This is a genomic window from Marinobacter sp. CHS3-4 (assembly GCF_030053415.1).
Classification (GTDB): domain Bacteria; phylum Pseudomonadota; class Gammaproteobacteria; order Pseudomonadales; family Oleiphilaceae; genus Marinobacter.
This window is the reverse complement of sequence record NZ_JASGBJ010000002.1, coordinates 227,043-252,728: the sequence shown is the minus strand read 5'-3', so window position 1 is coordinate 252,728 and position 25,686 is coordinate 227,043. Positions and strand designations below refer to the sequence as shown.

22 protein-coding genes are annotated in these 25,686 nt (G+C 50.1%); 15 read left to right on the top strand and 7 right to left on the bottom strand.

What is annotated here, in order from left to right:
- On the bottom strand, positions 1 to 1,416 hold the full coding sequence (locus QLQ17_RS09130; protein ID WP_283210138.1) for a TrkH family potassium uptake protein: 1,416 nt from the start codon (positions 1,414 to 1,416) through the stop codon (positions 1 to 3).
- Between the two features lie 260 nt (positions 1,417 to 1,676).
- On the opposite strand from QLQ17_RS09130, the gene QLQ17_RS09125 reads away from it, so the two are divergent.
- The 4 genes from QLQ17_RS09125 (at position 1,677) to QLQ17_RS09110 (ending at position 3,986) form a co-directional block, all read left to right on the top strand.
- Positions 1,677 to 2,228, top strand: a complete 552-nt coding sequence (locus QLQ17_RS09125) for an outer membrane beta-barrel protein (RefSeq protein ID WP_283209277.1) — start codon at positions 1,677 to 1,679, stop codon at positions 2,226 to 2,228.
- A gap of 14 nt (positions 2,229 to 2,242) precedes the next feature.
- Positions 2,243 to 2,821, top strand: coding sequence for an acyl carrier protein phosphodiesterase (locus tag QLQ17_RS09120; protein WP_283209276.1), 579 nt, complete (start codon positions 2,243 to 2,245; stop codon positions 2,819 to 2,821).
- Between the two features lie 62 nt (positions 2,822 to 2,883).
- The gene (locus QLQ17_RS09115; RefSeq protein WP_283209275.1) at positions 2,884 to 3,285 is read left to right on the top strand and encodes an MbcA/ParS/Xre antitoxin family protein; all 402 of its coding nucleotides are present in this window, start codon (positions 2,884 to 2,886) and stop codon (positions 3,283 to 3,285) included.
- Positions 3,282 to 3,986 carry an RES family NAD+ phosphorylase gene (locus QLQ17_RS09110; protein WP_283209274.1) on the top strand — a complete coding sequence of 235 codons (705 nt, stop codon included), beginning with the start codon at positions 3,282 to 3,284 and terminating at the stop codon, positions 3,984 to 3,986. Before QLQ17_RS09115 ends, QLQ17_RS09110 begins: the two co-directional genes overlap by 4 nt.
- On the opposite strand, the gene QLQ17_RS09105 is transcribed toward QLQ17_RS09110, so the two are convergent.
- Positions 3,983 to 4,255, bottom strand: a complete 273-nt coding sequence (locus QLQ17_RS09105; protein WP_283209273.1) for a hypothetical protein — start codon at positions 4,253 to 4,255, stop codon at positions 3,983 to 3,985. The two genes, QLQ17_RS09110 and QLQ17_RS09105, sit on opposite strands and share 4 nt — an antisense overlap.
- A 173-nt stretch (positions 4,256 to 4,428) precedes the next feature.
- Between QLQ17_RS09105 and QLQ17_RS09100 the strand changes: the two genes are divergently transcribed.
- A complete protein-coding gene (locus QLQ17_RS09100; protein WP_283209272.1) occupies positions 4,429 to 5,289 on the top strand; it encodes a LysR substrate-binding domain-containing protein in 861 nt (286 codons plus the stop codon).
- On the opposite strand, the gene QLQ17_RS09095 is transcribed toward QLQ17_RS09100, so the two are convergent.
- Complete coding sequence (locus tag QLQ17_RS09095) at positions 5,286 to 6,125, bottom strand: substrate-binding periplasmic protein (RefSeq protein ID WP_283209271.1); 840 nt, start codon at positions 6,123 to 6,125, stop codon at positions 5,286 to 5,288. The genes QLQ17_RS09100 and QLQ17_RS09095 overlap by 4 nt on opposite strands.
- A gap of 166 nt (positions 6,126 to 6,291) precedes the next feature.
- Here QLQ17_RS09095 and QLQ17_RS09090 point away from each other — a divergent pair, with 166 nt between their 5' ends.
- The 4 genes from QLQ17_RS09090 to QLQ17_RS09075 all read left to right on the top strand — a co-directional run bounded on the left by QLQ17_RS09090 (position 6,292) and on the right by QLQ17_RS09075 (position 12,248).
- Complete coding sequence (locus tag QLQ17_RS09090) at positions 6,292 to 6,756, top strand: SRPBCC family protein (RefSeq protein WP_283209270.1); 465 nt, start codon at positions 6,292 to 6,294, stop codon at positions 6,754 to 6,756.
- 286 nt (positions 6,757 to 7,042) lie between these two features.
- Positions 7,043 to 7,984: a cytochrome c3 family protein gene (locus tag QLQ17_RS09085; RefSeq protein WP_283209269.1), complete on the top strand. Its 942-nt coding sequence runs from the start codon at positions 7,043 to 7,045 to the stop codon at positions 7,982 to 7,984.
- Between the two features lie 56 nt (positions 7,985 to 8,040).
- Positions 8,041 to 8,817: an NADH:ubiquinone reductase (Na(+)-transporting) subunit C gene (nqrC, locus tag QLQ17_RS09080; RefSeq protein ID WP_283209268.1), complete on the top strand. Its 777-nt coding sequence runs from the start codon at positions 8,041 to 8,043 to the stop codon at positions 8,815 to 8,817.
- Positions 8,818 to 10,682: 1,865 nt separating this feature from the next.
- A complete protein-coding gene (locus tag QLQ17_RS09075) occupies positions 10,683 to 12,248 on the top strand; it encodes a WD40/YVTN/BNR-like repeat-containing protein (protein ID WP_283209267.1) in 1,566 nt (521 codons plus the stop codon).
- An 88-nt stretch (positions 12,249 to 12,336) separates the two neighbouring features.
- Here the strand turns inward: QLQ17_RS09075 and QLQ17_RS09070 are convergent, their stop codons facing one another.
- Positions 12,337 to 12,777 (bottom strand): hypothetical protein, encoded by a 441-nt coding sequence (locus QLQ17_RS09070; protein ID WP_283209266.1) that lies wholly within the window; start codon positions 12,775 to 12,777, stop codon positions 12,337 to 12,339.
- Between the two features lie 166 nt (positions 12,778 to 12,943).
- Entirely contained in the window at positions 12,944 to 16,432 is a 3,489-nt protein-coding gene (locus tag QLQ17_RS09065) for an eIF2A-related protein (RefSeq protein ID WP_283209265.1), read from the bottom strand.
- A gap of 442 nt (positions 16,433 to 16,874) precedes the next feature.
- Between QLQ17_RS09065 and QLQ17_RS09060 the strand changes: the two genes are divergently transcribed.
- From QLQ17_RS09060 to QLQ17_RS09035, 6 genes are all read left to right on the top strand, one after another.
- Positions 16,875 to 18,227 (top strand): RyR domain-containing protein, encoded by a 1,353-nt coding sequence (locus tag QLQ17_RS09060; RefSeq protein WP_283209264.1) that lies wholly within the window; start codon positions 16,875 to 16,877, stop codon positions 18,225 to 18,227.
- Positions 18,220 to 19,053: an ABC transporter permease gene (locus QLQ17_RS09055; protein WP_283209263.1), complete on the top strand. Its 834-nt coding sequence runs from the start codon at positions 18,220 to 18,222 to the stop codon at positions 19,051 to 19,053. The genes QLQ17_RS09060 and QLQ17_RS09055 overlap by 8 nt, the downstream gene beginning before the upstream one ends.
- On the top strand, positions 19,050 to 19,745 hold the full coding sequence (locus QLQ17_RS09050) for an ATP-binding cassette domain-containing protein (RefSeq protein ID WP_283209262.1): 696 nt from the start codon (positions 19,050 to 19,052) through the stop codon (positions 19,743 to 19,745). The genes QLQ17_RS09055 and QLQ17_RS09050 overlap by 4 nt, the downstream gene beginning before the upstream one ends.
- 20 nt (positions 19,746 to 19,765) lie before the next feature.
- Positions 19,766 to 20,848 (top strand): MlaD family protein, encoded by a 1,083-nt coding sequence (locus QLQ17_RS09045; RefSeq protein WP_283209261.1) that lies wholly within the window; start codon positions 19,766 to 19,768, stop codon positions 20,846 to 20,848.
- Positions 20,838 to 21,509 (top strand): ABC-type transport auxiliary lipoprotein family protein, encoded by a 672-nt coding sequence (locus QLQ17_RS09040; RefSeq protein ID WP_283209260.1) that lies wholly within the window; start codon positions 20,838 to 20,840, stop codon positions 21,507 to 21,509. Before QLQ17_RS09045 ends, QLQ17_RS09040 begins: the two co-directional genes overlap by 11 nt.
- 72 nt (positions 21,510 to 21,581) lie before the next feature.
- Positions 21,582 to 24,284 (top strand): toll/interleukin-1 receptor domain-containing protein, encoded by a 2,703-nt coding sequence (locus QLQ17_RS09035; RefSeq protein ID WP_283209259.1) that lies wholly within the window; start codon positions 21,582 to 21,584, stop codon positions 24,282 to 24,284.
- Positions 24,285 to 24,424: 140 nt separating this feature from the next.
- On the opposite strand, the gene QLQ17_RS09030 is transcribed toward QLQ17_RS09035, so the two are convergent.
- Together QLQ17_RS09030 and QLQ17_RS09025 are read right to left on the bottom strand one after the other, a co-directional pair.
- A complete protein-coding gene (locus tag QLQ17_RS09030) occupies positions 24,425 to 25,057 on the bottom strand; it encodes a cysteine peptidase family C39 domain-containing protein (RefSeq protein WP_283209258.1) in 633 nt (210 codons plus the stop codon).
- A 65-nt stretch (positions 25,058 to 25,122) separates the two neighbouring features.
- Positions 25,123 to 25,416, bottom strand: a complete 294-nt coding sequence (locus tag QLQ17_RS09025) for a hypothetical protein (protein ID WP_283209257.1) — start codon at positions 25,414 to 25,416, stop codon at positions 25,123 to 25,125.
- Positions 25,417 to 25,686: the final 270 nt, after the last annotated feature.

Below are 25,686 nucleotides of genomic sequence, written 5' to 3'. Positions count from 1 at the left end.
TTAACTGCGCCAGAAGGCCGGCGAGAGCACGATCACAACGCTGAGAATCTCGAGCCGGCCCATCAGCATTCCCACCGAGAGAATCCACTTGCCGATCTCTGGAATGGGCTCAAAGTTGCCAGCCGGACCCACGATTTCCCCGAGACCTGGGCCAACATTCGTCAAAACTGTCAGCGCACTGGTCAGGCTGGTGATGAAATCCAGCTGCAACGCCGCCATCGCGGTTGTAATCAGCAGAAGGCAAAGCAGGAAGATAAACGTGTAGGCAATCATCGACGCAATGATTTCGTCACTGACGGCTCGCCCGTTGTAATTGCGTGTCAGTACCGCCCGAGGATGGAGAAGCCGCATCAATTGTTCTCTCAGCACCAGCAGCGATAGCTGGAACCTGAAAATTTTCATGCCGCCCGCTGTAGAGCCCGAACACCCGCCCACGAACATCAGGAAGAAAAACACAACGAAGGCCAGCGGCCCCCACGACGAATAATCGTCAGACGCATATCCCGTGGTTGTTACCACCGAGGTAACGTTGAACAGAGTCGACACATAGCCGTCGATCAGGTCCAGTTCACCGCCGGAGACCGTCCAGCGATAGGAGGTCAACAGTGCCGGTACCACCAATAGAATGGTGACAAACAGCCGGACCTGTTGATCGCGGAACAGCACGCCGTGTTGGCCATGCATTTCTCGGACGAACAGGAAGAAGGGCAGGCTACCAATCATCATGAAGAAGGTGGCTTCCAACAAGATCAGATTCGAGTCGAATTTAGCCATGGACGAATCAGAGGTTGAAAAGCCACCTGTGGCAATGCTGGTCAGGCCGTGGTTGAAGGCATCGAACAGGCTCATTCCCGATAGCCAGTACACCACCACTGCGATTATGGAAAAAGCCACGTAAACCACCAGCAATCCGCGGCTGAGTGTTTTCATCCGGGGCAGGGCTTTGTCTGTCCACTCTGAGGACTCGGTGGCAAACAGCCGCATGCCGCCCACCCGAAGGAACGGCAGTACCGCAACGAACATGCCTATGATACCGATGCCGCCGATCCACTGAAGAATCGAGCGCCACAGAAGCAGGTCTGCATCCATGGTGTCCAGTCCGGACAGTACGGTGGCGCCCGTCGTTGTAATACCGGAAGTACTTTCGAAAAAAGCTTCGCCAAGCGTCAGATCAAGATCGCTCAGATACAGGGGAAGGCCAGACAGCAGGGAAAGAATGAACCAGCTGGAAACGGTCAGTACAAACATGAAGCGTGGCTTCAGGTCCTGAGCACTGCGACGGGTCATCAATATCCCGATAAGTCCCGTGCCCAGACAGATGGCAGACGATTCCGCAAATGCCATAGCATTCGGTGCTTCAGAATTAACTAAAAGAAGCACCGGTAAGACCATGAAAATACTCAAAAGTATGAACATGATGCTGACAATGAAAACGACAGGACTCAGATTTCTCAAAGGACGCTCAAGCCGGCTGAACAGAGAGAGCGTCAGAATACATCCGGCATGCCCCATTCGCAAGGTGGAACCCCCGTTGTGTCAGGGTGTTACAGGCAGTTTCAAGGCAGGTAAATTTAAGGTAAAGCGGGGTTCGGGAGCTGGTTTTGCTGGTCAGGTAAGGGCAGGCTTCAGGAAGTAGTTGCTAGGGAACGCAGTTCAGCCAAACCGGAGACCGTCTGATGAATACAAGCAATCGAATGAACCTACTTACTGCAGCGGCGGCAATCTTTCCGCTGATCATTATCAGCTCCCCGGCTTTCGCGGATCCTTATAAGTCCGGCCCGGACATTTATGCGGGGGTATATTATAACTTTGCATCGATTGACGACGGTTTTGATCGGCTAAGTGTGGAAACGATGTCTGCGAAAATCGGCGCCCAACCACACCCGTATTTTGGTATTGAGGGTAGAATTGGCTTCAGCACTGACGACCATCATCTCCGAGGAGTGGACTATTCCCTGGATAATACCTTGGGTGCATACGCAGTGCTTCATTTGGCGAATCAATCGCCGGTGACGCCCTATTTTCTGTTTGGCGCTTCCCACGTGGAGATCATTGCAACCTCGTCCGCCGGTACAACCACCGAAGAAGATTCCGATTTTTCATTCGGTGCTGGTCTGGACATTGAGATTGCGCCCGGCCTGTCTGGAAACATCGAATACTTGCAGTACTATGACAATGGCACCACGATCATAGATGGAATGGGGCTGGGGGCTACGATTCGTTTCTGACTCTGGAGATCCTCTTGAATCATCTCGCGCATTTGTTTCTTGCACCAGACAGCGAACTGCACCGGGTCGGCAGTCTGATGGGGGATTTTGCGAAATGGGTGGACAGAGATGAATTGCCATCTGATGTGCGGGAAGGCCTTTTACATCACCTGGCGGTCGACACCTTTACGGATCAGCATCCGGAAGTGATTGCCAGCAAACAGCTTTTCTCAAAGCAACGCAGACGATTCGCGGGCGTTGCGCTGGACATCCTTTATGACCATTTTCTGTTGCGTCACTGGGACAGATTCAGTGATGTAAGTCAGGAAGAATTTATCGGCCAGGTCTATCGGGAGCTTCGACGTCACCGCAAGCATATGCCAGAGCCAATGCAAAAGGTGACTGGCCGAATTGTTCGGTATGACTGGTTTCGCTCTTACCGGAGGCTGGACAACATTGGCTTTGCGATTGATCGCGTTGCCAATCGTGTTCGCTTTACCCATTCGTTTCATGGAATTATCGAAGAGATTTGCGACCACGAATCCGCGCTAGAAGAGCACTTTCTTGCGTTTTTTCCGGATCTTCAGGGCCATGCTGATTCAGTCTTTCGATAGACACCTGTATTTACATTGTCTATTCTGAGACTACTAAATCATGGTCTGTTGAGATTTCCGGTATGAGCCAGGCGTCTGCACTTCCAAGAAATGACAGTGATCAAATGTCCGCTGCTGGCCTGAAAGCAGTGTTTGCCATCCTGGACCGTTGGGGGTGCAGTGCAGACCAGGTTCAGAAGATTCTGCAGGTTTCCCGGCCCGCCTATTACAAATACCGAAAGAACCCGGCACAAACCAGCCTGAGCCAGGATCAGCTTGAGCGAATCAGCTACCTGCTGAACATTCACAGTGCGCTACGTACACTGTTCGAAAACCCCAAAAACGTCTATGGATTTATGGCGTTGAAAAACGATAACCCGTTCTTCAACGGCAAAAGCCCGTTGGACATCATCAGTACCGGGCAGTTTGCGGCGCTCTATGAAACCTTTAAACGGATCGACGCCCTGCGCGGAGGGCTGTGGTGACAGACTCGGCAAACAGTTCTCTGCCGCCCGTTCGCACTCTGGAGCCATTTACCGGTTTCCGCCTGATCAACTCCAAATTCCCGCCGATCAGCCTGTTTGATGATGTCGCTGACGAGAGTGAGTTCCAACTGCTGTATCAACTCCAAGCACTCACCAACCCGCGGATACAGACAGAGATTGGCAATCTTAACCTGATCAATCCGTCAGAGATTCCGTTCGGAATCACCGGTTGCTCATACGCGATCAGCGCATTCACGCATGTGAATCCAGACGGTAGTCGTTTCAGTGATGGCCAATTTGGTGTGCTTTACATTGCGGACTCGGTGGCAACAGCCGTAAAGGAAGTGGCATACCACCAGGGCCGCTATTGGGCAGGCGTGCATGGCCTTGATTATGACCGGTTCGTTTTCCGAGGTTTGAGAGTAAAAGTGGGGGAGGCAGATTGGCACGATGCCACTGAATGGAGTGCGAATAACGCCATCTATGATCCGGTCAGCTATACCGCGTCCAGAACCTTGGGCAAGGCGCTAAAGAAAGAGGGCGCCTCGGGATTGCAATACTTTTCCGTACGCAACCCCGGCGCTCTTTGTTGGGGCCTGTTCACTCCAAGACATGTGAAAAGCGTGGTTCAAAGCACGCATTTCGAATTTGTCTGGAATGGCGAGGCCATCAGCGGCATTCATCGCGTGAGCAAGATTTAAGACGCTTGCTTCTGATGGAATTGCCGTTTGGCTTCCATGTACTCCATGGCGTCTTGCCGAAGCGGCAATCTGAGTGCGCGATGGATATCAAAGCGGCTATATCCGATGTCCGACAGAATCTGATCGCGCTCTTCCAGCAACGGAAGAAAGGTCTGGCGAAACTGCTGCCGGCGGGAGATGCGCTTTGTCCAGGTTTCTGCGGCGCTCATCAGCCCACCAACAGTACCTTTATGGTGAAGTCCTGCGGACTGTAGTTCGGCGGTGTTCATAGTCTACCTCCCGGTACACGTTGGTGGATGTCTTTGTTCACGATCATCATTGCTCACGCTCAAGGTTCAATCAAACGAAAAGACCTGATACCTTAGTTAAGATAAATTGAACCTTGATTGGCTTGCCATTGGACCAGTTTCATTAAGGCCTGACTATTAGCGGAACCCGCGACATGCAGCTACTGGATAATGATGTTTTGAGAACCTTCGTGGCCATTGCTGAAAGTGGCAGTTTCACGCGTGCAGCCAAACAGGTTCATCGAACGCCATCTGCGATCAGCATGCAGATAAAGCGTCTGGAAGACACAGTGGGCAAGGCGTTATTCATTCGAGATGCCCGCCACGTACAACTGACATCAGAGGGTGAGGTATTACTGAGCTACGGGCGGCGGTTGCTGAAGCTTAACGAAGAAGCCATGGAGCAGTTTTTGAGTCCCACGCTCGAAGGCAGGGTTGGATTCGGTACGTCAGACGATGTTGGCACCCGCATATTACCCAGCTTGCTTGCTCAGTTCTCCCGCACCTATCCGGCGGTCCAGATCGACGTGATGGTGGACAGCAGTCGAACGAACCTGAAAAGAGTGGACTCCGGTGAGCTTGATATGGCTCTTATTGTGAATGGCAACGAAGGACAGAATGCCCGTGGCGAAGTGGTTCATTCGGAGCCCCTGGTATGGGTAGGCAGGGAAGGGGGTATAGCAGCTCATCAGTCGCCTCTGCCAATTGCACTGGCGCCGACCGGTTGTGTCTGGCGCCGTATGGCGACGAAGGCGCTGGATCAGGAGAACATTTCGTATCGCATTGCTTACACTTGCGAGCATTCAACAGGCCAGGAAGCAGCAATGATTGCGGATCTGGCAATTGCCGCCTTTCCATTGGGCCTGGTGCGCTCACCACTGCGAAAAATTACTGACAGCAGCCTGCCCGACCTTGGCGATTACCAGATCTCGTTGGTCAGAGGACAAAGTAATCCGATCACTGACGCGCTGGCTTCTTATGTCAGAGAGGCGTTCGCCGACTTCAACGGATACTAACTGTCGTTACAAATACCGCTTTCTGTTCCGCTATCCCAATCGACTAACGACTGGCGCAGAATCAGCGCAGCTTCAGGTTGGCTGCTTTTCGATAGTGCATTGCCAATGATCTCTTCATATCTGCCGTTTTGACGCAGTGTCTGCAGCCCCCGGTTAAAGCGTTCGATCAGCTGGGGCGCGGTCTCCGATTCCCTGTCAAACACCAGATGGTAGAACGCCCTTCGCAAAGGCTTGGGATGAAAGGTCAGCTTGTCAGCCTGGGGGCGGAATTCCTCATTGATCATGGCCTCGCCCACGACCGGATCCATCGGAAAAAGATCAATTCTTCCAAGCAGCAGCTTTTTGAAATTTGCGGAATCAGAGGTTGTTACGTCCCCAAAAATCACGCCATCTTCAATAGCAGCAGACAGGATTTCACCGTAGCTGTAATCCTGAGTCAGGCCGACGCTTAGCCCTTGAAGGTCTGAAAGTGAATCCCAATCAAAGGCCATATCCGCTCGGTGATAAAACACATACTGGTAGGGCAGCAATGGCGCAGAGTAGAGGTAGTCGACAGCCCTGGATTCTGTGCAAGACCAAACGGCGGAAGCCTGCACTTCGGGCGTTCTTACAGAGGCAAGGGCTCGTGACCAGGGAAGGTAAATGTATTCAACTTCAATGCCTTCCAGCTCAAAAGCCTCAGTGATAATCCTCGCTGCGAAGCCGCCATCTGGATACTGCTCACCAAGATAGGGAGGCCAGTCGCCGCTGGCGAGGACGATCTTGTTATCGGCAGCTACCGGCGCGCAAAGGCAAAGCATCAACATCCAGAAAGCGGTGATTGTTCGCACGGTCATTGACGCTAAAACCTCAAAAGTTGTTTAGGCTGGTCTTAAAGTATAGCCGCCATGTCGCAAGATTTAAGTGCCAGATTGTGTCAGAGGGCGGCTACATTGCGTGTTCTGTCCAGAAAGTGAGAGGCTGGCTGGAAGCATACACTCGTAGTACGAAAAGGTAGTGCGCATGAAGTTCGAACACATTGTCCAGATTAACGATCTGACAAAACCGGAGATTCCACCTTTGACCCGATCCCAAGTCTGGGAGGGTTTGGTTCTGCGGGCGAGGCGGCCGGACAAATTCCTGGTTGGTGTTGAAGACTACGAGATCCTTGAGCAAACACCCGGCTATTTGAAGCGCTGCGTTCAATTGCCAGGGGTCGAGGTGATTGACGAAGTTCGATTCTTTGCAGAATACCAGGTGGACTACAGCATTCTCCCTTCGGAAACTGTGCCGGCAAGCAGCCTTGTTATGGACATCGAAGAGCCCGAACCGGGAGCGCTTTTTGTGCGCTTTAGTTACCACGCAGGAAGCATAGAAAGCGCTGGGGATTCAATGCCCTATGATGAATACCTAAAGCAAGCCTACGTAATGACGGACATCGATACCGTTCAGATCATCAGAGATCTTGCTTCGACGGGTGCGTTTTAAATTCGATCAGTAACGCTTCACTCTGGCCAAATCTCAATCTTCCTACTATACGTTGTTTAGGGTTACGTTCCCTCAGGAAGAACCCACGCATTCATATTCGCCTTTTCACGGAGGGTGGCGAATGAATCAGTTTTCTTTCCAGTCAGGCTTTTTCATCGCTGCGCTAGTAGTTCTTAGTTCAGCTACTTTTGCTGATGGCTTTGCAGGTTCGGAAAGCTGCAAAGGTTGTCACACTGAAATTCATAAACAAGTCCAGCGGAGTGGTCATCCCCACAAACTAATCGCCGTGACTGACGGCCCTCCGATATACCCCGAAGGTACCTCTCCGGGGGTTCCAGAGCCGCCCCAGGGTTTTGACTGGGCACAGATCAGTTATGTGATTGGCGGCTACGGCTGGAAAGCTCGTTTCATAGACGAGGAAGGTTACATCCTCACCGGCGAAGGGCGGCAATATAACCTGGCCAACCCCGAACTTAGCTCCAAACCCCACTGGGTTGCCTATGACGGCAAGGAGCATTCCCGCAAACCATACGTCTGCGGCAGCTGCCATACCACCGGCTGGCAACAGACCGGTGCCGACGGACCTCACCAGAACGGGCTGCCCGGCATTCACGGAACCTGGCAGGAGCCCGGCGTAACCTGCGAGGCCTGTCACGGTCCAAGCGCTGACCATGCAGCCGCACCTAGCCAGGTATTGCCAACGACCGCGGAAAATTGCGGTGGCTGCCACTCGCGGGGTGACGTCACACAGATTGACGCGAAAAATGGGTTAATACGCCACCACGAGCAATACGAGGCATTGCTGGCTTCGCCGCATCAGACGCTTGCATGCGGCACCTGCCACGACCCCCATCAGAGCACGAAATACCAGCAGGGCGGATTCAAGGGTACCGACAAAACCTGTGAGACCTGCCATGCGGATGTGGCCATCAAGCTTCCCGACAAAAAAGATGCCGACTGCCAGAGCTGCCACATGCCGAATGCTGTCACGTCTGCGCTGTCCAAAACCATCGCCTATGATGGAGGCGAAGTACGAATGGGCGATATCCGTGCACACATCCACCGGATTACACTTGATCCGGACTGGAGGATGTTCACCGACGACGGTAAATTCGTCCGGGTTGACTCGCAGAAGCGCGCCTATCTGACGCTGGATTATGTCTGTATGTCCTGCCACACCGATAAAAGCATCGAGTGGGCGAGGGAAGCAGCAGCCAGGGTCCACTGAGGCGACCGATGACCCGGCATGCGGAATCCAAAGGCGTGTGGGAACGCGTCTACCGCATGACCAGGGACAACAAAAACAGTGTCCCGCACGCACTCGCGCTTGCGTTTGCCGTAGCGCTTGTCAGCGGACTTCTGGTCTCCACAACAACGGTACTGCTTGAGCCGCGCTATCTTGCCAACCAGGTGGCCGAGCAACGCGCAAACCTGCTAACCATTGCGCGGCAGCAGCCGGGTATCGAAAAGCTGTTCGAACAGATTGGTGCGGACAGTATCAGAGCACAGTTGATTGAGTTGAAGACCGGCGCACCAGTGCCTTCAATGGATGCCACAAGCTTCGACCCAGTGGCATCCTCGCGCGATCCTGACCAAAGCATCGACATCCCGACAGAGCTGGATCTGGCCGGCATCAAGCGCCGTTCAAAGTATGCGCGGGTCTACGAGATTCGAGAAGATGGGCGTCTCCAACTCATTATCTTGCCAATATACGGCAAGGGTTATGCTTCAACTCTGCATGGCTTTGTCGGATTAAAACCGGATGGCAACACCATCGCCGCAATAAGTTTCTATCAGCATGAAGAAACGCCAGGTATGGGAGGGCGTGTTGATAACTCCAGATGGCTCGCGCAATGGGAAGGAAAAAAAATCAGAAACGAGGCGGGAGACATCCGCATAGCAGTTGGACGGCCGGACTCGAGCCAGGGCGAAACCAGCGCGCTTCACCATGTCGATCAACTGAGCGGAGCCACCTATACCAGCCGGGGCGTAGAAAACAGCCTTCGCTATTGGATGGGATCTCACGGTTTTGGGCCATTTCTAAAAAAACTGCGCAATTGATATTGAAAATGCGGGGCGAGGAGCCGAAACCGCGATGGTTCGTTTTTACCCGAAGCACTGGGGAAAGGTGGGAGTGGATAGAGTCCTGGACGACCACACAAAGTACTGAATTCCCGCCACCGTATATCAATAAGTTAGTCTCCAAAATCCATACAAAGTGCTAAACAAACTTAAAGCAGATTCCAGAACAGGGCGCTCATTCCGGTTTCCACACAAAGTGCTAAATTTGGCGTCCGACTTGGAGTTCGGAATGGTCTCGCTGAAACGGAAAGACTGGAGGCAAGCAACGAGCCCTGTTTGAAGAAGACGCATTTAAACAAAAGCGGACATTCTTGCCGCACCAGTCGAGCTACCCGAATTCTACAACTGAGGCAAACAATTGCCTTCATCAATACAGCTATGACAAGCTCAGTGCTTTAACGTGTCCACCAAAGTGTTGCAAGATCACGCCGTTTATTGCCGGCGTTAAAATAAAAAAACTGAAGGATGAGGTTTTGGGAAAAGTTCAATTTCTATTGGTTAGACTCTGCATGATATGCCTTTTAGCATTTCCAGTATGTGTTATTGCAGTGAAGCCCCTTCCTTACGATGAGTCAGGCGACATACAGATAACAGAATTTCTTACACAGTCAGAGCCTATACCCGTTAAGACTTGTGAGGATGTAAAAAAAACTTCCGATTATGTTGAATTTGTTCTGTACCAGATGGAGAAAAATCCTTTAACCCAAAGCACTTTGGCGAAGGTTGCCCGTTCGCTAGAAGTCAAAATAGATGTGGGAAGAATATTAATCGGAATCAATTACGACGGATCTCTAAGAGATCTTCGTATTGTCGACCCCTTTGGCAACGGGGAGTTTGGACAGGTTGTCCTAGACTCCTTAAAAACCAACATTTTTCCGTTTTGCCCTTTTACCCGTGAAATGCGACAGGAAGTAGATGTACTCGAGATAATTCGTACAGTGTATTGGAAATCAAATAATTTAAACTCTTTATAGAGACCAATATTGCTCAGAGTTCATCTCGGCCAAGAGAGTTTTTATCCAGTGACTTTGATGCCTGTCATCTCGATGTCCGCTTTGCGACCAGGCCGAACTTCCTAAGCTATTAAACAAAAGCCGACATTCGCGGACAGAGTCGGGAAATTTACTGGTAAAGCTCAAAATAGAAAGTATGGGCATTGAAAGATCGTTATTTGGACTCAACGAGTTTAATCGGTCTCTTTACTGTTCGATTAAGGGTGCTCTGAACAAATGGATGAGCGGGTAGAATTTGTAACTGCCGACTAATGTGAGCTGAAAGCGGAAGGTGATTCGTATATAAAAAAGTAAACGAATTAAGATTGTGCATCTGTCTTGTCTCTGCGGAGCTTTGCAGCATGTAAAGAGAACAGTTGCCTTGGATAGAAAATTGTGCGATTAAATTAAAAAAGAGCAGTGAAAGCTGCCTTTGAAGCATAGTGTTCAAAATCTTGATAGGGAAGTTGCGATGCTAGTCAGGGTCTACACAGTTCTTTTGAGTTTGATTGTTCTTGGTCTATCCCCGGTATATGTCAGTGCTTCGGATGGCCAACCCTCAGGTCAGCCTGAGAAATCTCTCGATTCCCAACTTATACTGCCGTCAGAAATTTCTGATCCAGTCACCGTCTCAGAAGAGGAAAGCGGGCAGTTAGCTCTGATGGAAAAAGATTCATCCACTCAGGTTAGCGAAATAACTGCAGGTCGTGATGACTCTGGGTTGATAGCCCTTTACGTGGTTCTGTGTGGAGCGCTCATTTTATACGGCATAGGCGGCTAGAAGTGGCGGATGGTTCAGACTCCTTGTCAAACCTAAATTTGGGTGAAGGCCCTGACTTAAAAGGAATAAAAATGAGAACGTTACTCTGCTTTGTCATCCAGTTTTTGCTGCTGCCGGGGACCGTCATTGGGGGTGTTTTTACAGGTCCTGATCGGCCAGCGCCTATGGTTGATACTCCTCAGCGGGTTTTTATGACGGACGTTGCAAAAGCCGGCGCCTCCTATGTTGCCGTTGGACGTCAGGGCATCATCATCAGCTCTAGAGATGGAGGCAATTCCTGGGAGCAGGCTGAGTCTCCGGTATCTGTGCTTTTAACGGCGGCTGATTTCCCGTCCGCTAAAATGGGATGGGCGGTAGGACATGCCGGTGTTGTTTTGAATACCTCCAATGGCGGCAAGACCTGGAGCAAGCAACTCGATGGTTTTGACATCGGTGCCATGAAGGTTCGAAGGCTTGATAATCAGGTGGCCGAATACGAGCAGGAGATGAAGCGGTCGTCAGGGCAGAAGCTAGACGACCTGGAGTGGGAATTAGAGGATGTGAAGTTCGCTTTAGAAGATGCGGAAGTGGCTGCCAAAATCGGTAACTATGCATTTTCGGACGTGGCCTTCGTTGACGAGAAGGTCGGTTGTGCAGTAGGGCCGTCTGGGCTTTTGTTGTGCACCGTAGATGGTGGCAAAAGTTGGGAGGACAAAAGTGGAGCGATAGATAACCGTAATGGCTGGAATTTGAATGCTGTTCTGGTAACAAAGGATGAGGCATTTCTGGTTGCCGGCGAGAATGGAGTTTTTTTCCGATCAGAGGATCTAACCCGCTCATGGAAGACGGTGAACGTGGATGACGGAGAGACGACCTTTCTGAATCTAGTTGAAGTCAATCCTGAGTTACTTTTGCTTCTACCTCGTGGTTCTTACTTTTACGCGTCGGAACGTCAAGGCCAAGTCTGGGACAAGGTCGAAGTTAACGGCGTCCTGGATAACCTGTTTTCCGGTGCTTATCTGGGTGGAAAGCTCGTGTTGATGGCTAACTCCGAATTTGGAGTAACAAAAAATCAAAACGATGGCTGGAGCTCAATTCGACTGCCGGGGGTGCGAGGGACGACGGATATTCTCTCACTTGATGAAAATTTTGCGCTGGTGGCAGGCGAGCATGGTGTCGTCAGGGTGTCAGCGTCAGACATCATGAAAACGGATAATGTCGACGTTCTATCGCTCGACGCAGAAGTCGCAGCTATGAAAAAACGTTTTAAGGAACGTCTCCTGATTGTTACCGTCAAAACCCAGCGTGACCAGGCATTGAATCAACAAAACGTCGAGCTGGTGGATTCAATGCAATTGTCTTTAGAACAAACTCCGGGAGTGTTAACCGTATATTCGGCGGCCGATCACGCCAAATACTCAACAAGGGAATTGTATGAGGGGAATCCCAAATTCTTCGCTTTGGCAATCGACGAGAGAATTCTAAGCGCGAGCATGAATGGTATCAGTGAGACTTTTGCGAACATTCAGTGGACGGAGACTCATCTCCTTGTTTTTGTTGACGAAAACATAGGCGACGCTCGACGCAATATCTCGCGTACTTTGCAGCCGTTTATGAGCCAAAGTATGACATCAAACTACGAGATTGTTTTGCCCTAGACTACCCGGGCCTGGAGTTAAGGTTTTAAAGCCTTGGGTGCGGGCGACATTCCTCGGATGGAGGCGGGAAGCTCAGGAATAGGGCGCTTTACTGGTAAAGCTCGAGGAAGTTTTTTCCTATATCCGCTTCCGGCCAGTCGATCGTCATGAGATGCATAAGCTCGTACATGGCCGGCACCGGGGACTCAGGCGTCTGCTTGAGCGAGGCAACGTATTGCAGCGTAAGCGGCTTTTTGAGCCGCCCTCTATCACCACGCTCGAAGAAAAACCAGTACCCCATTCGCCACTGATTAATCCCATTATCAACGCCTCTGCCTTCTTCTCGCGGCCAGGTGCCCGCTCTTATGCTGGACTTGATGGGATCTCCAAAGCGTTCCACCAACTCGTCCAGAGAAACACCGGCTGGCAGTTGGCGAATCTGCTCTAACGAGATGTGATTCAGCGGACCATCATACTGCCAGGCTAGGTCTTCGGATTCGGATGCTACTGCAGAGCCCGTAAAAAAGACTACCGCCATAAGTGTGAGCAAGGCAGGGTACCGGCCCTTGCGGGCTTTAGATGGACTGATTTGTGAATGCAAACGCTGGAACCCCCTCGTATTTGTTCGCGCATCTTCAATGCTGCTTAGAGTATTTCCTGAAACTCAATCATCTTCCCTAGATTCTTTCAAAAAGTAACGGGTTTCGGGCTTTGTTTTAGTCTGAGGCCGAAATATCACTGCGGGCTTTTTGGGCAGCTTCAAAAAAAACATCATCTGAAAGGTAGTCTTGTAAGGTCAGTCTCTCTGCGTCGACGAAATCATCATCCAGCAAGCCTAGAATAGCGGCAGCTAATTCTGGTGATGGATGCTCACTTTTTTTGAATGCAATGAGTGGTGTCACAGGCGATAGCTCAAAGGCAAGACGTGTTTGTCGTGTAGTCTCTGACTTACTGAGTGATTCCAAATCGCCCCGAAGAATTGCGTAAATACCCGGTAATAATCCGTGAGTGTCTTCGGGTGGGTCGGCGTAGTGACCGCAGCCCCTCGCGATCCATTCGTTTCTGTCCAGCTTCTTGAGTCGGAAAGCCTCCCTTTGCTCTGGGCTGAGGCAGGTCTTCCTTAATGGCAGTCTTTGCCAAGCCGCCGATTGGAATTGAGATAGCGACCTCGCAAATGATCGTAAATGGATGTTGAAACCGAGATCGCTATTTCTAGCAGAGGCAAGTGCGGCTTTATTGTTAGGGCCGGCAGCGACAAATGAAATGCGACCTGCTTCTTGAAAGGATGCATGGGTTTCGCCGGTCTTCAAGTTTCTCAGATTTGCCGAATTGTCCGAGGATGTAGTCAGTAGGAGGTGACCATCTGAAGAGAAATCAAAGGGGTGACCCGCAGAATCACCATCTCGAAAGGTATGCAGGAGCTTACCGTTCCTCGCATCCCAAACATGGAAAATGTTGTCCTGAGCTGATGTAACAACAAGGTCGCCATTCGGGCTGATGTCCGCATGAAGCAGAGCGCCGTTGTGTTTGAAGGTCTGTTGTTTTTCTCTGGATTCTATGTTCCAGAGGGTTGCGGCGTTTTCATTAGCTGGTATCAGAATAGATTTACTGTCGCTGCTAAATGATGCGTAAGCTTTATGCTGAGCAGCAAAGCTCGGAAAGACCCTGATTTTCTCGCCAGTTTGAACATCCCAAAGTGCAGCGGTTGCGTCCCAGGAAACTGTAAGAATTAGCGTTCCATCGGGACTGAAAACCGCGTGTTCGACAGGATCGTCGTGGTGATAAGTGTATTTTTTTTCGCCCGTTTTGATGTCCCATAGCGCTGCCGTGTTGTCATAGGAGGCGGTAAGTATGAGGCTTGCGTCGTTATCAAATTCGGCCTGAACAACGAAACTTTCATGGGAGAGGCTTAGCAGTTTTTTGCCTGTTCGAGCCTCCCATAAGGACGCGGTATTGTCGTGTGATGAGGTAAGGACCATCTGGTCATCGGGACTAATTACGGCATGGCTTACGGTTGCCCTATGTTGGAACGTTTTAAGCTTTTTGCCTGTAATGGCGTCCCAAAGCACGGCCGTTTTATCGTAGGATCCGGTGATTAACTTTTGTCCATCGGTGCTAAAGGCGATTTGAGTGACGTCGAGGTCGTGCGAAATGCCACTCCGTCTTTCGCTCTCGATGATGTTCCAAAGAGCGGCTGAAGAGCCGTGGGACGTTAGGATGAGTTTTCCACTGGGGCCAAACTTGACGAGATTTGGGGAGTCAGTGTGCTGAAATTCTTGTATCTTTGCCTTGGTTTTTAGATCCCACAATACTGTCTCATTGCTTTTTTTTGCGACGACCAAAAATTTTCCATCGGGACTAAAACTGGCATTTGATAACTCTTCCTCACTTGAAAACAGCTCGTGTTGTTCGCCATTTGCAGTTTTCCAAAGAATGGCATCGCCTTCCGAAGCAGTAAGGATATATTGGCCGTCGGGGCTGAACTCCGCCTTACTAATCCATTTGTGAGGGAAGGTTTGTTGTTTTTCGCCGGTTCTGGCGTCCCAGAGAACTGCGGTACCGTCAGAAGAGGCGGTCAGCAGCTTCTGGCCGTTCGGGCTAAGCGAAGCGTGCAGAACGCCAGCGTTGTGCCTGAAAGTCGTTATTTTCTTACCAGTGCGAGCGTCCCAAAGGGCGGCAGTGTTGTCGTCAGAGGCCGTTAAGACGGTCAGGCCATCCGAGCTGAATGCGACATGATAAATGTCTGCGTCATGCGGAAAATGTTGGATTTCTTCGCCATTTTCGGCGTTCCAGAGAGTGGCGTCCATTTCCGTGCGGTTTGAGGTAAGGATCGTTTGAGCATCTGGACCAAAAGTCCCTCGCCATATGCCCTTTTCCCGCGGAAGAGATTGATGCCTCCTGCCAGTGAAAACGTCCCAAACTATTACGCCTCGGGCATTATCAACAGTCAAAAGGCGTCGCCCATCGGGGCTAAAAGAAACTGTATTGAGAAAACCGTTATCGTATTGGAACGTGTGTTTTTGCTCACCTGTATGGATGTCCCAGAGAACCGCAGACTGGTTTGGCTGATCAGTGAGGAGGTGAATTCCGTCGGGGCTGAAAACTGGCATGAAACCAAACCGGTTATCAAAAGTCGCAATCTTCGTCGTTTTGTTTATCGCTGTATTCAAGGGCTCCAGATAAGTCGGCATCGGCCGCTCGCCACCATGGATGCCCGGGATGGCGTTCAGACCGAGTAACAGAGCTGTATCGTAATTCCCCTTGTCATTCTCTTGCTTTGCCTGATCCATTAGAAAGTTGCTCTGGATCAGCAATGCCTCGTCACGTTGTGCTTTTGCCTGCCGCTCGTTTTCCAGCGCAGTTTGTCTTTGGTCATAAGCAACCAAACCTGCCCCCACCGCGATTACCGCAAGGCACACCACGCCAGCCAGCCATCGGCGCAGCCTTTTGGCTCGCTGCTTTTCCTGCTGCAATTGATAAGCCTTGTCCCGCTGCGTCAGGTCGCCCAGCGGCACACCGATGATGCCGGCAATGATCTTGAGCAGCATCAGGTTCAGTTGCTGTTCGTAGGCTTCGACTCGTTCTTTGATGTCGCTTGAAGTCAGCCCCGACTTTTTCAACGCCAGGCGGTAAGCTTCGGGTGTTGTCCAGCCTTGTCGGGGTTTGCCTTCGTCAACAGTGCGAAAGTCAGCGGCGATGGGTTCGGCCAACTTGTCGGTGGGTTTCCGGTCCACATATTCCCGTCGCAGAGGCAATGGGAAGCATTCGTCCTCTGCTGAAAATCCGGCGTTTTGTTTGGCAGTATCATTCTGGGTATTGGGCTCACCATCAATGATCGCTGCCATGATGCGATCAGATCGACCAATCTTTTTGAAGTAGTCGATTTCATCGGCCACGTAGGTCGAAGCTACGGCTCTGGGTGTGCATAACACGATCAAGCATTGGGAGTCGTCCAGTGCCCGGGTTATTGCGCCTTCAAGATTCGCATCGGTTGGCAGTTCTTCTTCATCCCGAAAAATGGGGAAGATGCGTTGCGGGATTTCGCCACCGCCAGGCATTGGTTGGCCAACGAGGTCCTCAGGAACCTGGTAGGTTTCAATCGCTTGATGAAGCCAGTTGGCCCATTGTCGGCCTGGCTCGTTGTTGTCCGCGTGGCGATACGAAATGAAGGCGAGATAACGGAGATTTTCGGGCTTGTCTGACATCTTTATTTAAACCGCAGCTACTAAAAGCTTTTCCTTGGCTGATTGAGGGCTTTCTTCATCCTCAGAGGGGACTAGAGGAAACCCTGCTCCCGGTTCTGACGTGTGTCGCACCCGATTATCCGGCATTTAAGAGCCATCGTATGACCCATGAACTGGGCCAATGCCAGTATTGCTGATTAATTATTCAATGTCAGCAGGACCGTTTCCTCAGTGTGAAATAGGTAGGTCACCAAATGCTGAAATCCGTTTCGCAATATGGATCTGTCCAACAAAAAAAACTAGCCTACCTATCGGGCTTTCATGCCATGATATGGAATTGTGGCTCTTTGCCAAGGCTGCAATTGGAGAAAAGCACAGTTGAAAAGGATTTTTACTTATCGAAAACCAAGACAAGCAGAAGGCGGAAAACTTTGGGGGTTTCAAGAATTGTGAAACTGGCAGTTTGTGGGCTCGTGCGGCCGTCAGACGGTCTCTCCCCGTTTTAGCGAATAATTTCGTTGCCAATGGCGAGAACGATATTCGCGTTATCCTGATCGGACTTTCTGCAACTTCCATCGAAATTTTATCGCAAATCAGCCCAATGCTGGTTCGACCATTTCGCGACAAATATACGATTCATCTGATGGGTTGTGACCAGTACGCGCTCGGTTCCCTGGTCGACACCCATCCGGAGTTTTCCCGCCTTTTCAATTTCAAGACTATTTCAATCGGCGAGTTGCACGAGGCAGATTCTGAAATAACGTTGATATTTGCTCCGGATGAGCATGAATCAAGACAGCTGATAAAAGAGATATTGCATTTAAAGCCTCTTAAAGCCACTTATTTGCTTCATCAATGCGCCATCGATGATTCATTAAAAAGCTTGTTGTGTGACGCTGTTCGAAATGGTTTGGTACCAGTCAACATCAACATTCAGGAATCATTGGACAAAAAACTGCAAGGTGCAGAAATCGATGAGGACAGGCTGCCACGCATCATCCATGAATATTATCTTGAGTCAGCCTGGTCACGAGGGGAGAAACTTGGCAGTACGCCAGCGCTGAGACCCTGGGAGGAGCTGGATGATGGATACAAAGACGCGAACCGAAGCCAGGCCGACAGCATCCTGCTCAAAACAGAAATCATCGGCTTGGGAATTGATCAGAATACGAGCCTTCAATCAAATTCTAAGGCCTTCAACATTCAATCCGTTTCTGAAAAGTTAGCGTTCATTGAACATGACAGGTGGTCTGTCAATAGGATTATGAAAGGGTGGAAGTTCGGCGAGCAAAGAGATGATAGTCGTAAGCTGCATCCTGATCTCATCCCCTTTGAAAAGTTGTCAGAGGCCGTCATCGATAAAGACAGAAGCGCTGTAGGCTCCATTCCTCTGTTACTGAGCTTCGACGGCAAGCGCTGTGCACCAGTTATCAACGCCCGAATTGTCTCTGTTTACGACCCTCGCCTTGCCTCGCAGAAATTTGCTCGCACAGTAGGGGCTATGGTGCTCTCGGAATTCGAGTCCAATGTCCTATATTTTGAGGTTAATGCATCTAGCGAAAATGATGTTTTGTGGGGCAATCGGCTGTTGGATGCTGGTTTCAATGTGTGTGTCGGCAATTCGGGCATTAGCGCTGGTAATCACTCCGACGCTGGCTATGGTGATGCCCTTTTCGTTTTATTGAGCCACCAGAACCTGTCACTCCCCGGTCCACAGGCGCCCGATGTTATCCATTTAGAAATTGTTTCGAGTGCGAAAATCAAAGTTACGGCCTCCCAATTCGAAGGTTCCGGCATTGAGGCAGAGAATGGCTAGGGGTTTGGGTTCGAGTTTGCTTTCCAGTTTGGGGAAGGTGGTTGCGTTTCCCTTTGAGATTGTTGGCATGGGGGCCAGGCTGTTCTCGGATAGCATCAAACTTGCAGCTTTCGTTCTCTCCGGCAACGACCGGGTTGGAATCTATAAGAAAATGCTTGGGCGCGATGTGATGGAGATGTTCGGTGCCCCTGTATCGGGTGTTATCATCATGTCCATCATTTTCGGGTTTGCCGTAAGCTTTGCTATTAGTCATGCATCAGGAAGCTTGCTGACAAATCAGGATGTTATCCTGCTGGTTTCAATCATATTGGTACAGCAGGTGGCGCCGGCACTCTCGTCTGGCATGCTGGCCGCCAGAGGAGCGTTACCGCTGTCCATTGAGCTCGGTACGATGGCCGACAAAAAGCAAACGCACTCCCTTGAAATTCTGGGCATAGATACGAGGCAGTTGATCACCGCTCCAAGAACAATTGCGGTTACTACCGCATCGCTATTTCATTCTTTTCTGTCGATGTTGATGTCAATATCTGCTGCGACTTTGTACTTGTACGTAAGCCTGGATTTAGATTTATATTTTCTCGTTTCCGGCTTTTTTGAGAAGGTTTCAAGCTTGCCTATTTTATCTGTGCTTGTGCATGTCTTAATTTCCGCATTGCTTGTAATTTCCGTTGGCGCGGTGAATGGCTACAGCCAACCAAAGAATAAAAACAGGGTTTCGATTATTGGAATGAGAACAATGACTCAATCATATCTGGTTGTACTGGTGATGCAGGTCGTTGTAGTACTGCCAAAAATTGACCAGATACCTGATTTAATTCTCAGATGAAGATGATAAAGAGAAAGCAGAACCAGGCTCATCATGCCTTGCCTCTAAACATTTCAGGACTGGTTTTGAGTTTTGGTCATAATTCCGTTATCACCGGTTTAGACCTACAGGCGGAAGCGGGTGAACTGGTATGGGTGACAGGCGATAGTGGTTGTGGCAAGTCTACTTTGTTGGAAGCAATAGCAGGTTTAAAAGAAGCCCAACGTGGTTCAATTCGAATCGGCAAGTATTCGCCTTTTGGGTTGGTGAAGACGGGTGGGATAGGGGCCGTATTTGAAAACGATAGTTTACTGGAACAGTTTACTGTCTTTGAAAATATTGCTTTACCGCTGGCGGTCCAAGGGTCTTCTGATCGCCGATCAATCTTTTTGAGAACCGAGGCAATGATTTCTCAACTGGGTCTGGTGGATGAAATGCACAAAAGCCCCTCGGAGATTTCTCGGGGGCAATCTCGATTGGCGCTGGTCGCGAGGGCCTACGTCATGCAACCGGCCATCCTTATCCTGGATGACATTCTTTCAGGTGTCGATGCATACGCCAAAGACCTTTTGTTGAGAATGCTTTGTCCAGTGAATGAGAGAATGGCAACGGTTGTTGCCAGCGGCAATGAAACGGACACTCGCCTTGTTAGCGGTGCAAACGTGTTGGAGCTTGGCAAAATGCAGGGCTTCAAATACGCCATCAAAACCTGAATATTTCTCGGAGCCTCACTATGAGTAGGTGGGAAGATCGGCTAAAAGCCCAGAATCGAGTCGCAGGAGTTGCGGTATCGCTGGTGATTCTTGCAGTTGCGACAGCGTTCTCTTATTGGCTCGATGGTGAGAATTATGAGGGGCCGTCGCTGCACACCTATCTAAGATCTGTCGATGGCATCCAGCCAGGTAGCATCATAATGCTTGCCGGTCGGGAGGTTGGAGCGGTAAACAAAGTATCAATCTTCAATCCACGCAATGAAACTACGGACGATGGCGAGCGATATTTAGATGCATCAAATCCTATGTTCAGGGTGGACTTTAACTTGAGTTCGCCAGTATCGCTTGACGAGGAAAACGCCAGGGTGCGCGTCTTCAGGCCTTCGCCGATTACTCTGGCACGACTAGAATTGGTGCAGCAAAAAACAGAAGACAGCAAAAAGGAAATGAGCCCGGAAATTCAAAGCTGCTCCACACGCGCTCGGGCAGAAGATATAAAGCCTCCGTTAGAGTGTCCGGTAGCGAATGAGCAGAACGTTGGGGGCGCTAATATCTCAAGCGCTTGTATCAGGGAAGCGTGGAAGGTCGAGGCAGATAAGGGTGATATAGGCGGCCTGGTTGATCAGATGGACGAGATTCTTTGTCTGGCGAGGTCAACAATATTTAAAGCCAATAACATAATGGACACGTTGGCAGGCACAACTTCGACGGTTGATGGCTCTATTTCAAGAATAGGGCCTGAACTCGAAGTTCTCATTTCGCGCCTGAATCAGCTACCAACGGCCGTCGAGGGCTCTCTCTCTAATATCGACAGAATGGTTTTAACCAGTAATGAGTCAATAGAGGCGCTTTCTCCGGAGGTGAAGGCGCTCAGGCAGGATTTGAACAACAGGCTTGACCTACTTCTTGATCCTCAAACAATCGAAAGCATGAAGAAATCCATAATTGACTTCCAGGACCTCGTTTCTACCAGCTCGAATCAGTCAATCGTAGTCATTGAGAATCTGCTGGCGACGACTCGAAACCTTTCTGAAATATCGAGACGGCTTAAGCGTGATCCATATGGTTTTGTATCAGGTAAGGGAGACGATTATGAACGGTAGGCACTCCAATTATTTTCGAACTATTTACCGACGGGCCGCGGTCTTTTTTATAATTATTCTGGTTTCTGGTTGCGCATTCAAGGCAAAGGCCCCCGAGAAAGTTTACCGGCTCGAGGTCAACATCGAGGAAAATGTTTTTTTTAACCAACCCGTTTTCGATTCACTTTCGGTTCGACATGTTCAGGCAGAAGGACGGCTCGCCGGATCCGTCGAAATTGTCAGCGTCACAAAAGGTGATGTTGTCGAAGTGCGCGTTTTGCAAAACGCCAGATTCGAGAGTCCGCCACAAAATACACTTGAAGAAGCCCTATTTTTTGGACTTCAGCAGTCAGGTCTTGCCACATCAGTTGTGAGGGGGGCCTCAGGGGCTGTCGGTTCAATGCAACTCAAAACCAGCCTTAGGAAGTTTGAGCTGGTAAAGGAAAGTGAAAAGAAGAACACGCTTGAATTCTTTGCAATTGCAGAATATTCGCTTATTGATTCTACGGAAAATAAGGAAATATCCGGCGGGGAGATCCTGTTTCGCGAACATATAGTCGACGCAGACAAGAAGGTAGAAACCGAAAAGATCATAAAATCGAGCGGCAGGGCAATCAATGAACTCGCTTTTAAAATTGTCTCTTCAATTGCAGAAGATATTCGGGCAGAGCTCAATCGTTGATTTTCGATTTGTCTCGCACCTTCGAGGTCGGTAGTCAGTAATTCAAGGAGACTACATTAGAGGGCCTTTGGGATGATAAAACAAAATATTGGGCTCCGTTATCTGGCTTTTATCTCATATCGTCACGCAGATAACCGCGAGGAAGGGCGTCAGTGGGCAACTTGGCTGCACCAGGCTATTGAAACTTATGAAATCCCAGAGGATCTTGTAGGGCAGCCGCTGCCGGGCGGCGGTACGGTTCCCCAGCGAATTTTCCCGATGTTTAGGGACGAAGAGGAGCTGCCTGCGGATGCCAATCTTGAAGGTGCCATCACACGGGCACTCGATGATTCTCAGTGCCTGATCGTGCTGTGCACGCCTCGCGCAGTTGAGTCCACATACGTGGCCGATGAGATCGATTATTTCAAAAGGCTGGGACGCTCCGACAGAATTTTGGCTGCCATCATCGATGGTGAACCCAACGCCGGTCATGACCTAGGCAAGCAATCCAGCGGTTTCTCCGCCGCCGACGAATGCTTCCCCCTACCCCTACAGCGCGAGTATGTGGATGGGAAACCCACTGAAAAGCTGGCCGAGCCGATTGCGGCGGATTTTCGTGTGGCCGATAACGACATGCTCCAACAAGGATGGACCACACCTGAGGCCTACCGCCAGGCACTCAAACTCTCTGGTCTACCCTCCAGTGACATCAAAAAGAAAGTCGACGCCTACGAGCAGCAACTAAACCTGATGCTGCTGAAAATCATCGCCGGCATTATTGGTGTGCCCCTGGGCGAACTGACCCAGCGGGATAAAGTGCATCAACTTAACAAAGAAAAGCGACGGGCCAAACGCCTGCGCCAGTGGTTGGCGGGGGTCGCGTGCCTGGCGGTTTTGGCTGTTAGTGCAGGATTTGTGGCTGAACAACAGAGGCGCGAGGCTGAGATTCAGCGAGAGCGTGCGGAAGATCTTCTTGCCACTGTACGGCAAAATCTCAGTTTCATGAACGTAGATCTACGCAGTGCACTAGACACATATGTGCCTTCAAAGCAGCGCCTGATGTTAATCCGTGAAATCGACTCTTTGCTATCTGTGTTGAGAGAGCAGGGTCAAAACCACGGCTCGCATGGTGAGGACCGTATAGAGCAGGCATATGCATTGGGTAAAAAAGCCGCTGCTATATTAAGCAGTGGCGAGTCCGATCTGGGCAGTGCGAAATTGATGTTGGAGGAATCTCTCGCTATTTACGAAAGTTTGGCCGCTCGCTTTCCCAAAAACACAAGCTTTAAGAGGAATATCGCCGTCATCAAGCGTGAACTGGGCGACCTCGCCGTCCGCCAGGGTGATCGCGATTCTGCCCGAAAGGCCTTCGAAGAAACCTTGGTTTTGCGACAGAAGCTGGTAGAGCTCAATCCACAAAATACCCGAGACATGAGCTTCCTTGCGGTCACCTTGAACAGGCTTGGCAACCTCGCTATTAGTGAGGGCGATATTGAGGCTGCGAAACGTGCTTTCGCGGAGAACCTATCTATTCACCAGAAAGTGGCTGCGCTCGATCCCCAGAACACCCAGTACATGAGGGACCTCTCCAACTCTCATGACAGGCTCGGAGACCTGGCGCTCCGTCGCGGTGACCTCGACGGCGCGGAACGTGCATTTGCGGAGAGCCTATCTATTGTCCAGAAACTGGTCATGCTCGATCCCCAGAACACCCAGTACATGAGGGACCTCGCCAACTCTCATGACAGGCTCGGAGACCTGGCGCGCCGTCGCGGTGACCTCGACGGCGCGGAACGTGCATTTGCGGAGAGCCTATCTATTGACCAGAAACAGGTCGCGTTCGATCCCCAGAACACCGAATTTCTGAGCAGTCTCTCTTCAAGTTACCTCAAAGTGGGAGACTTAGCCTTGCGTCGCGGCGCCAATGATGAGGCTCAACGATCCTACGCGGAGGGCGTGGCCATTTTTAAGAAACTGGTCGACCTTGACCCAACTAATGTTGAATGGATGAACAATCTTTCTTCAGCTCTCGGAAGGCTTTCCGATCTTGCTTCTCATCAAGGTGATATCGAGGCGGCCCAGCGCGCCCATCAGGAAGCTATGGCCATTTTTAAGAAACTGGTTAGCCTCAATCCTATTAAGGTCAATTACTTGCACAATCTTGCGGTATCTCATCAAGATTCTGGGTCCCTTGCGGAAGACCGGGAAGACTTCGCAGCGGCAAAAAACGCCTACAAAGATTCTTTACTTATTGGAGAGAAATTGGTCTCGCTCGAGCCCGAAAATAACATTTTTCAGCGCATCGTATGGGTTTCGCATTTTCGCCTCGGGCGCCTGCATCTGCAATTTGGCGATATCCAGATGGCTCAACGCGCTTTTGATGAGGGTATCTCTATAAGCCAGAAGTTAGTTGAGCGCGAGCCTCAAAACCTCGAGTTTCTGAACGACCAATCTCTTATTTACAACAGTGTTGGCGAATTAGGGCTAATGAAAGACGAAATTGAGTCTGCAAAAAGCGCTTTCGCGAGGGGGACGGCCATTGCTCGCAAACTGGTCGAGCTCGAGCCACATAACATTCAGTTTCAGCGGGCTCTTATGTTCTCTCATTTTAAGCTTTCTCAACTAAATAAGGCTGAAGAGGATTGGGCGCAGGCAAAGTTGCCTCTAGAGAAGGTGCTCGAAATTCTGCAGAAGATGAAAAGAGAGGGAATACTCTCATCTGAGCTTGAGAGCATAATCCCGTTAGCCAAGGAGCAATTGGAGGGGCTCAATGTCAAGATAGAGTCTGGGTCTTGAGTCTATCAATGATGTTTCGAGCCGGGTGATATGCCGCGGCTAATCAAATTATTAATCATCATCGACAGTGAACGATTATTTCGAGATAGCGGAAAAGCTCAATTCGTTTGAATAGAAAGCGTGCTTTTGTAGTTGGGGCCTTAACGCGATACGAGAAGAATGGGATTGCCTAGCGCCTCCCAGCTTTGATTGAATTCCTCAATTCTAAAAGCGACAAACTCTCCGTCAGCGGGGTCCATTACTTGCACCCCTTTTTCGTCTAGCCCCACCACGACAACCATATGTTCGTAGTCATCGAGAAGCCATTCGGCAAGGCTCCCAGTGATGGGTAAATAATGGAGAAATTTAAAAACAGGTATTTTCTGTTTTAGTCGTAGGACTACGATGATTGGCCTTTTTTTCTCAAGCTGGCCTTTGAGAAATTTAAGATCAGACTGAAAGCTGAATGCCCGAAATCCTTGTGATTTGGCAATGGCTTTTAACTCACCCAGACTGTAACCAGCATCGGTATCGCGTGGGGGAAAGTTTGAAAGGATTTCCTCTTCAGTGAGCTGTTTGCCATCTGGAGACGACCAGTAATTGACGACTGAAGACAGAGCTGCCGAGCCACAACTGTAGCTTTCTAATTGCTCCGTTGCCTGCAGTCTGTTCCGAACCGAAAAATTTGCTGGATCCGACTGTTCAATCTGCTGAGTGCTCAGGATTGAACAGCCAGACAGCGCCGTTAGGAGTAGGGAGCAACAAAAGGCTGAGAGCCTGGATTCGAATTTCACATTTAATCGCTTTGCAAGTTTAAAGCTTGGCTGAGGCTGTCAGTCTGCCCGCCTGACAGGCTGTATCAAGCCCAGAGAAGGGTCATCAAGCCAACGAAAAGTAGCACACCAGCGACCATAATGCCGGTTCTTTCGTCTCCTGCCACGATCTGTTCTGCCTCGGATCCGGTTGCCATTTCCGCAGCTTCCAATGCCTGAAGTTCTTCGAGATCCAGCGATGCTGGGGAGGTCACTTCGCTATATTGTTCGGATGTAGGATCGGTTGCTGGCGCATCGAGATAAGCATTTGATGCATTTGCAAAAAAGGGAAAAACGAACACAAGAATTCCCAAGATTAAAGCACGAATCGACTCTTTCACAGTAGCTCTCCAGTTTAGATACACAGTTTAAAAAAAATCAGCGCATTCTGCTTTTACACGTTAACAAACCGCGGAGAAGAATGATGATTCAAATCTGAAGAGCGAGAGGTTCGTACTCGTGGAGAGGGTTAGCCCAGAAAGCGTGCATTATGCGACACAAGTATGAGCGTTCCTGTCCCTATGTGGACCCAAAATCTCGATCCGATGAGATTCACGTTCTCGATAGCGATCTAACGTTGGTCAAGAAAACTACAAAACGAAAAAAGATAC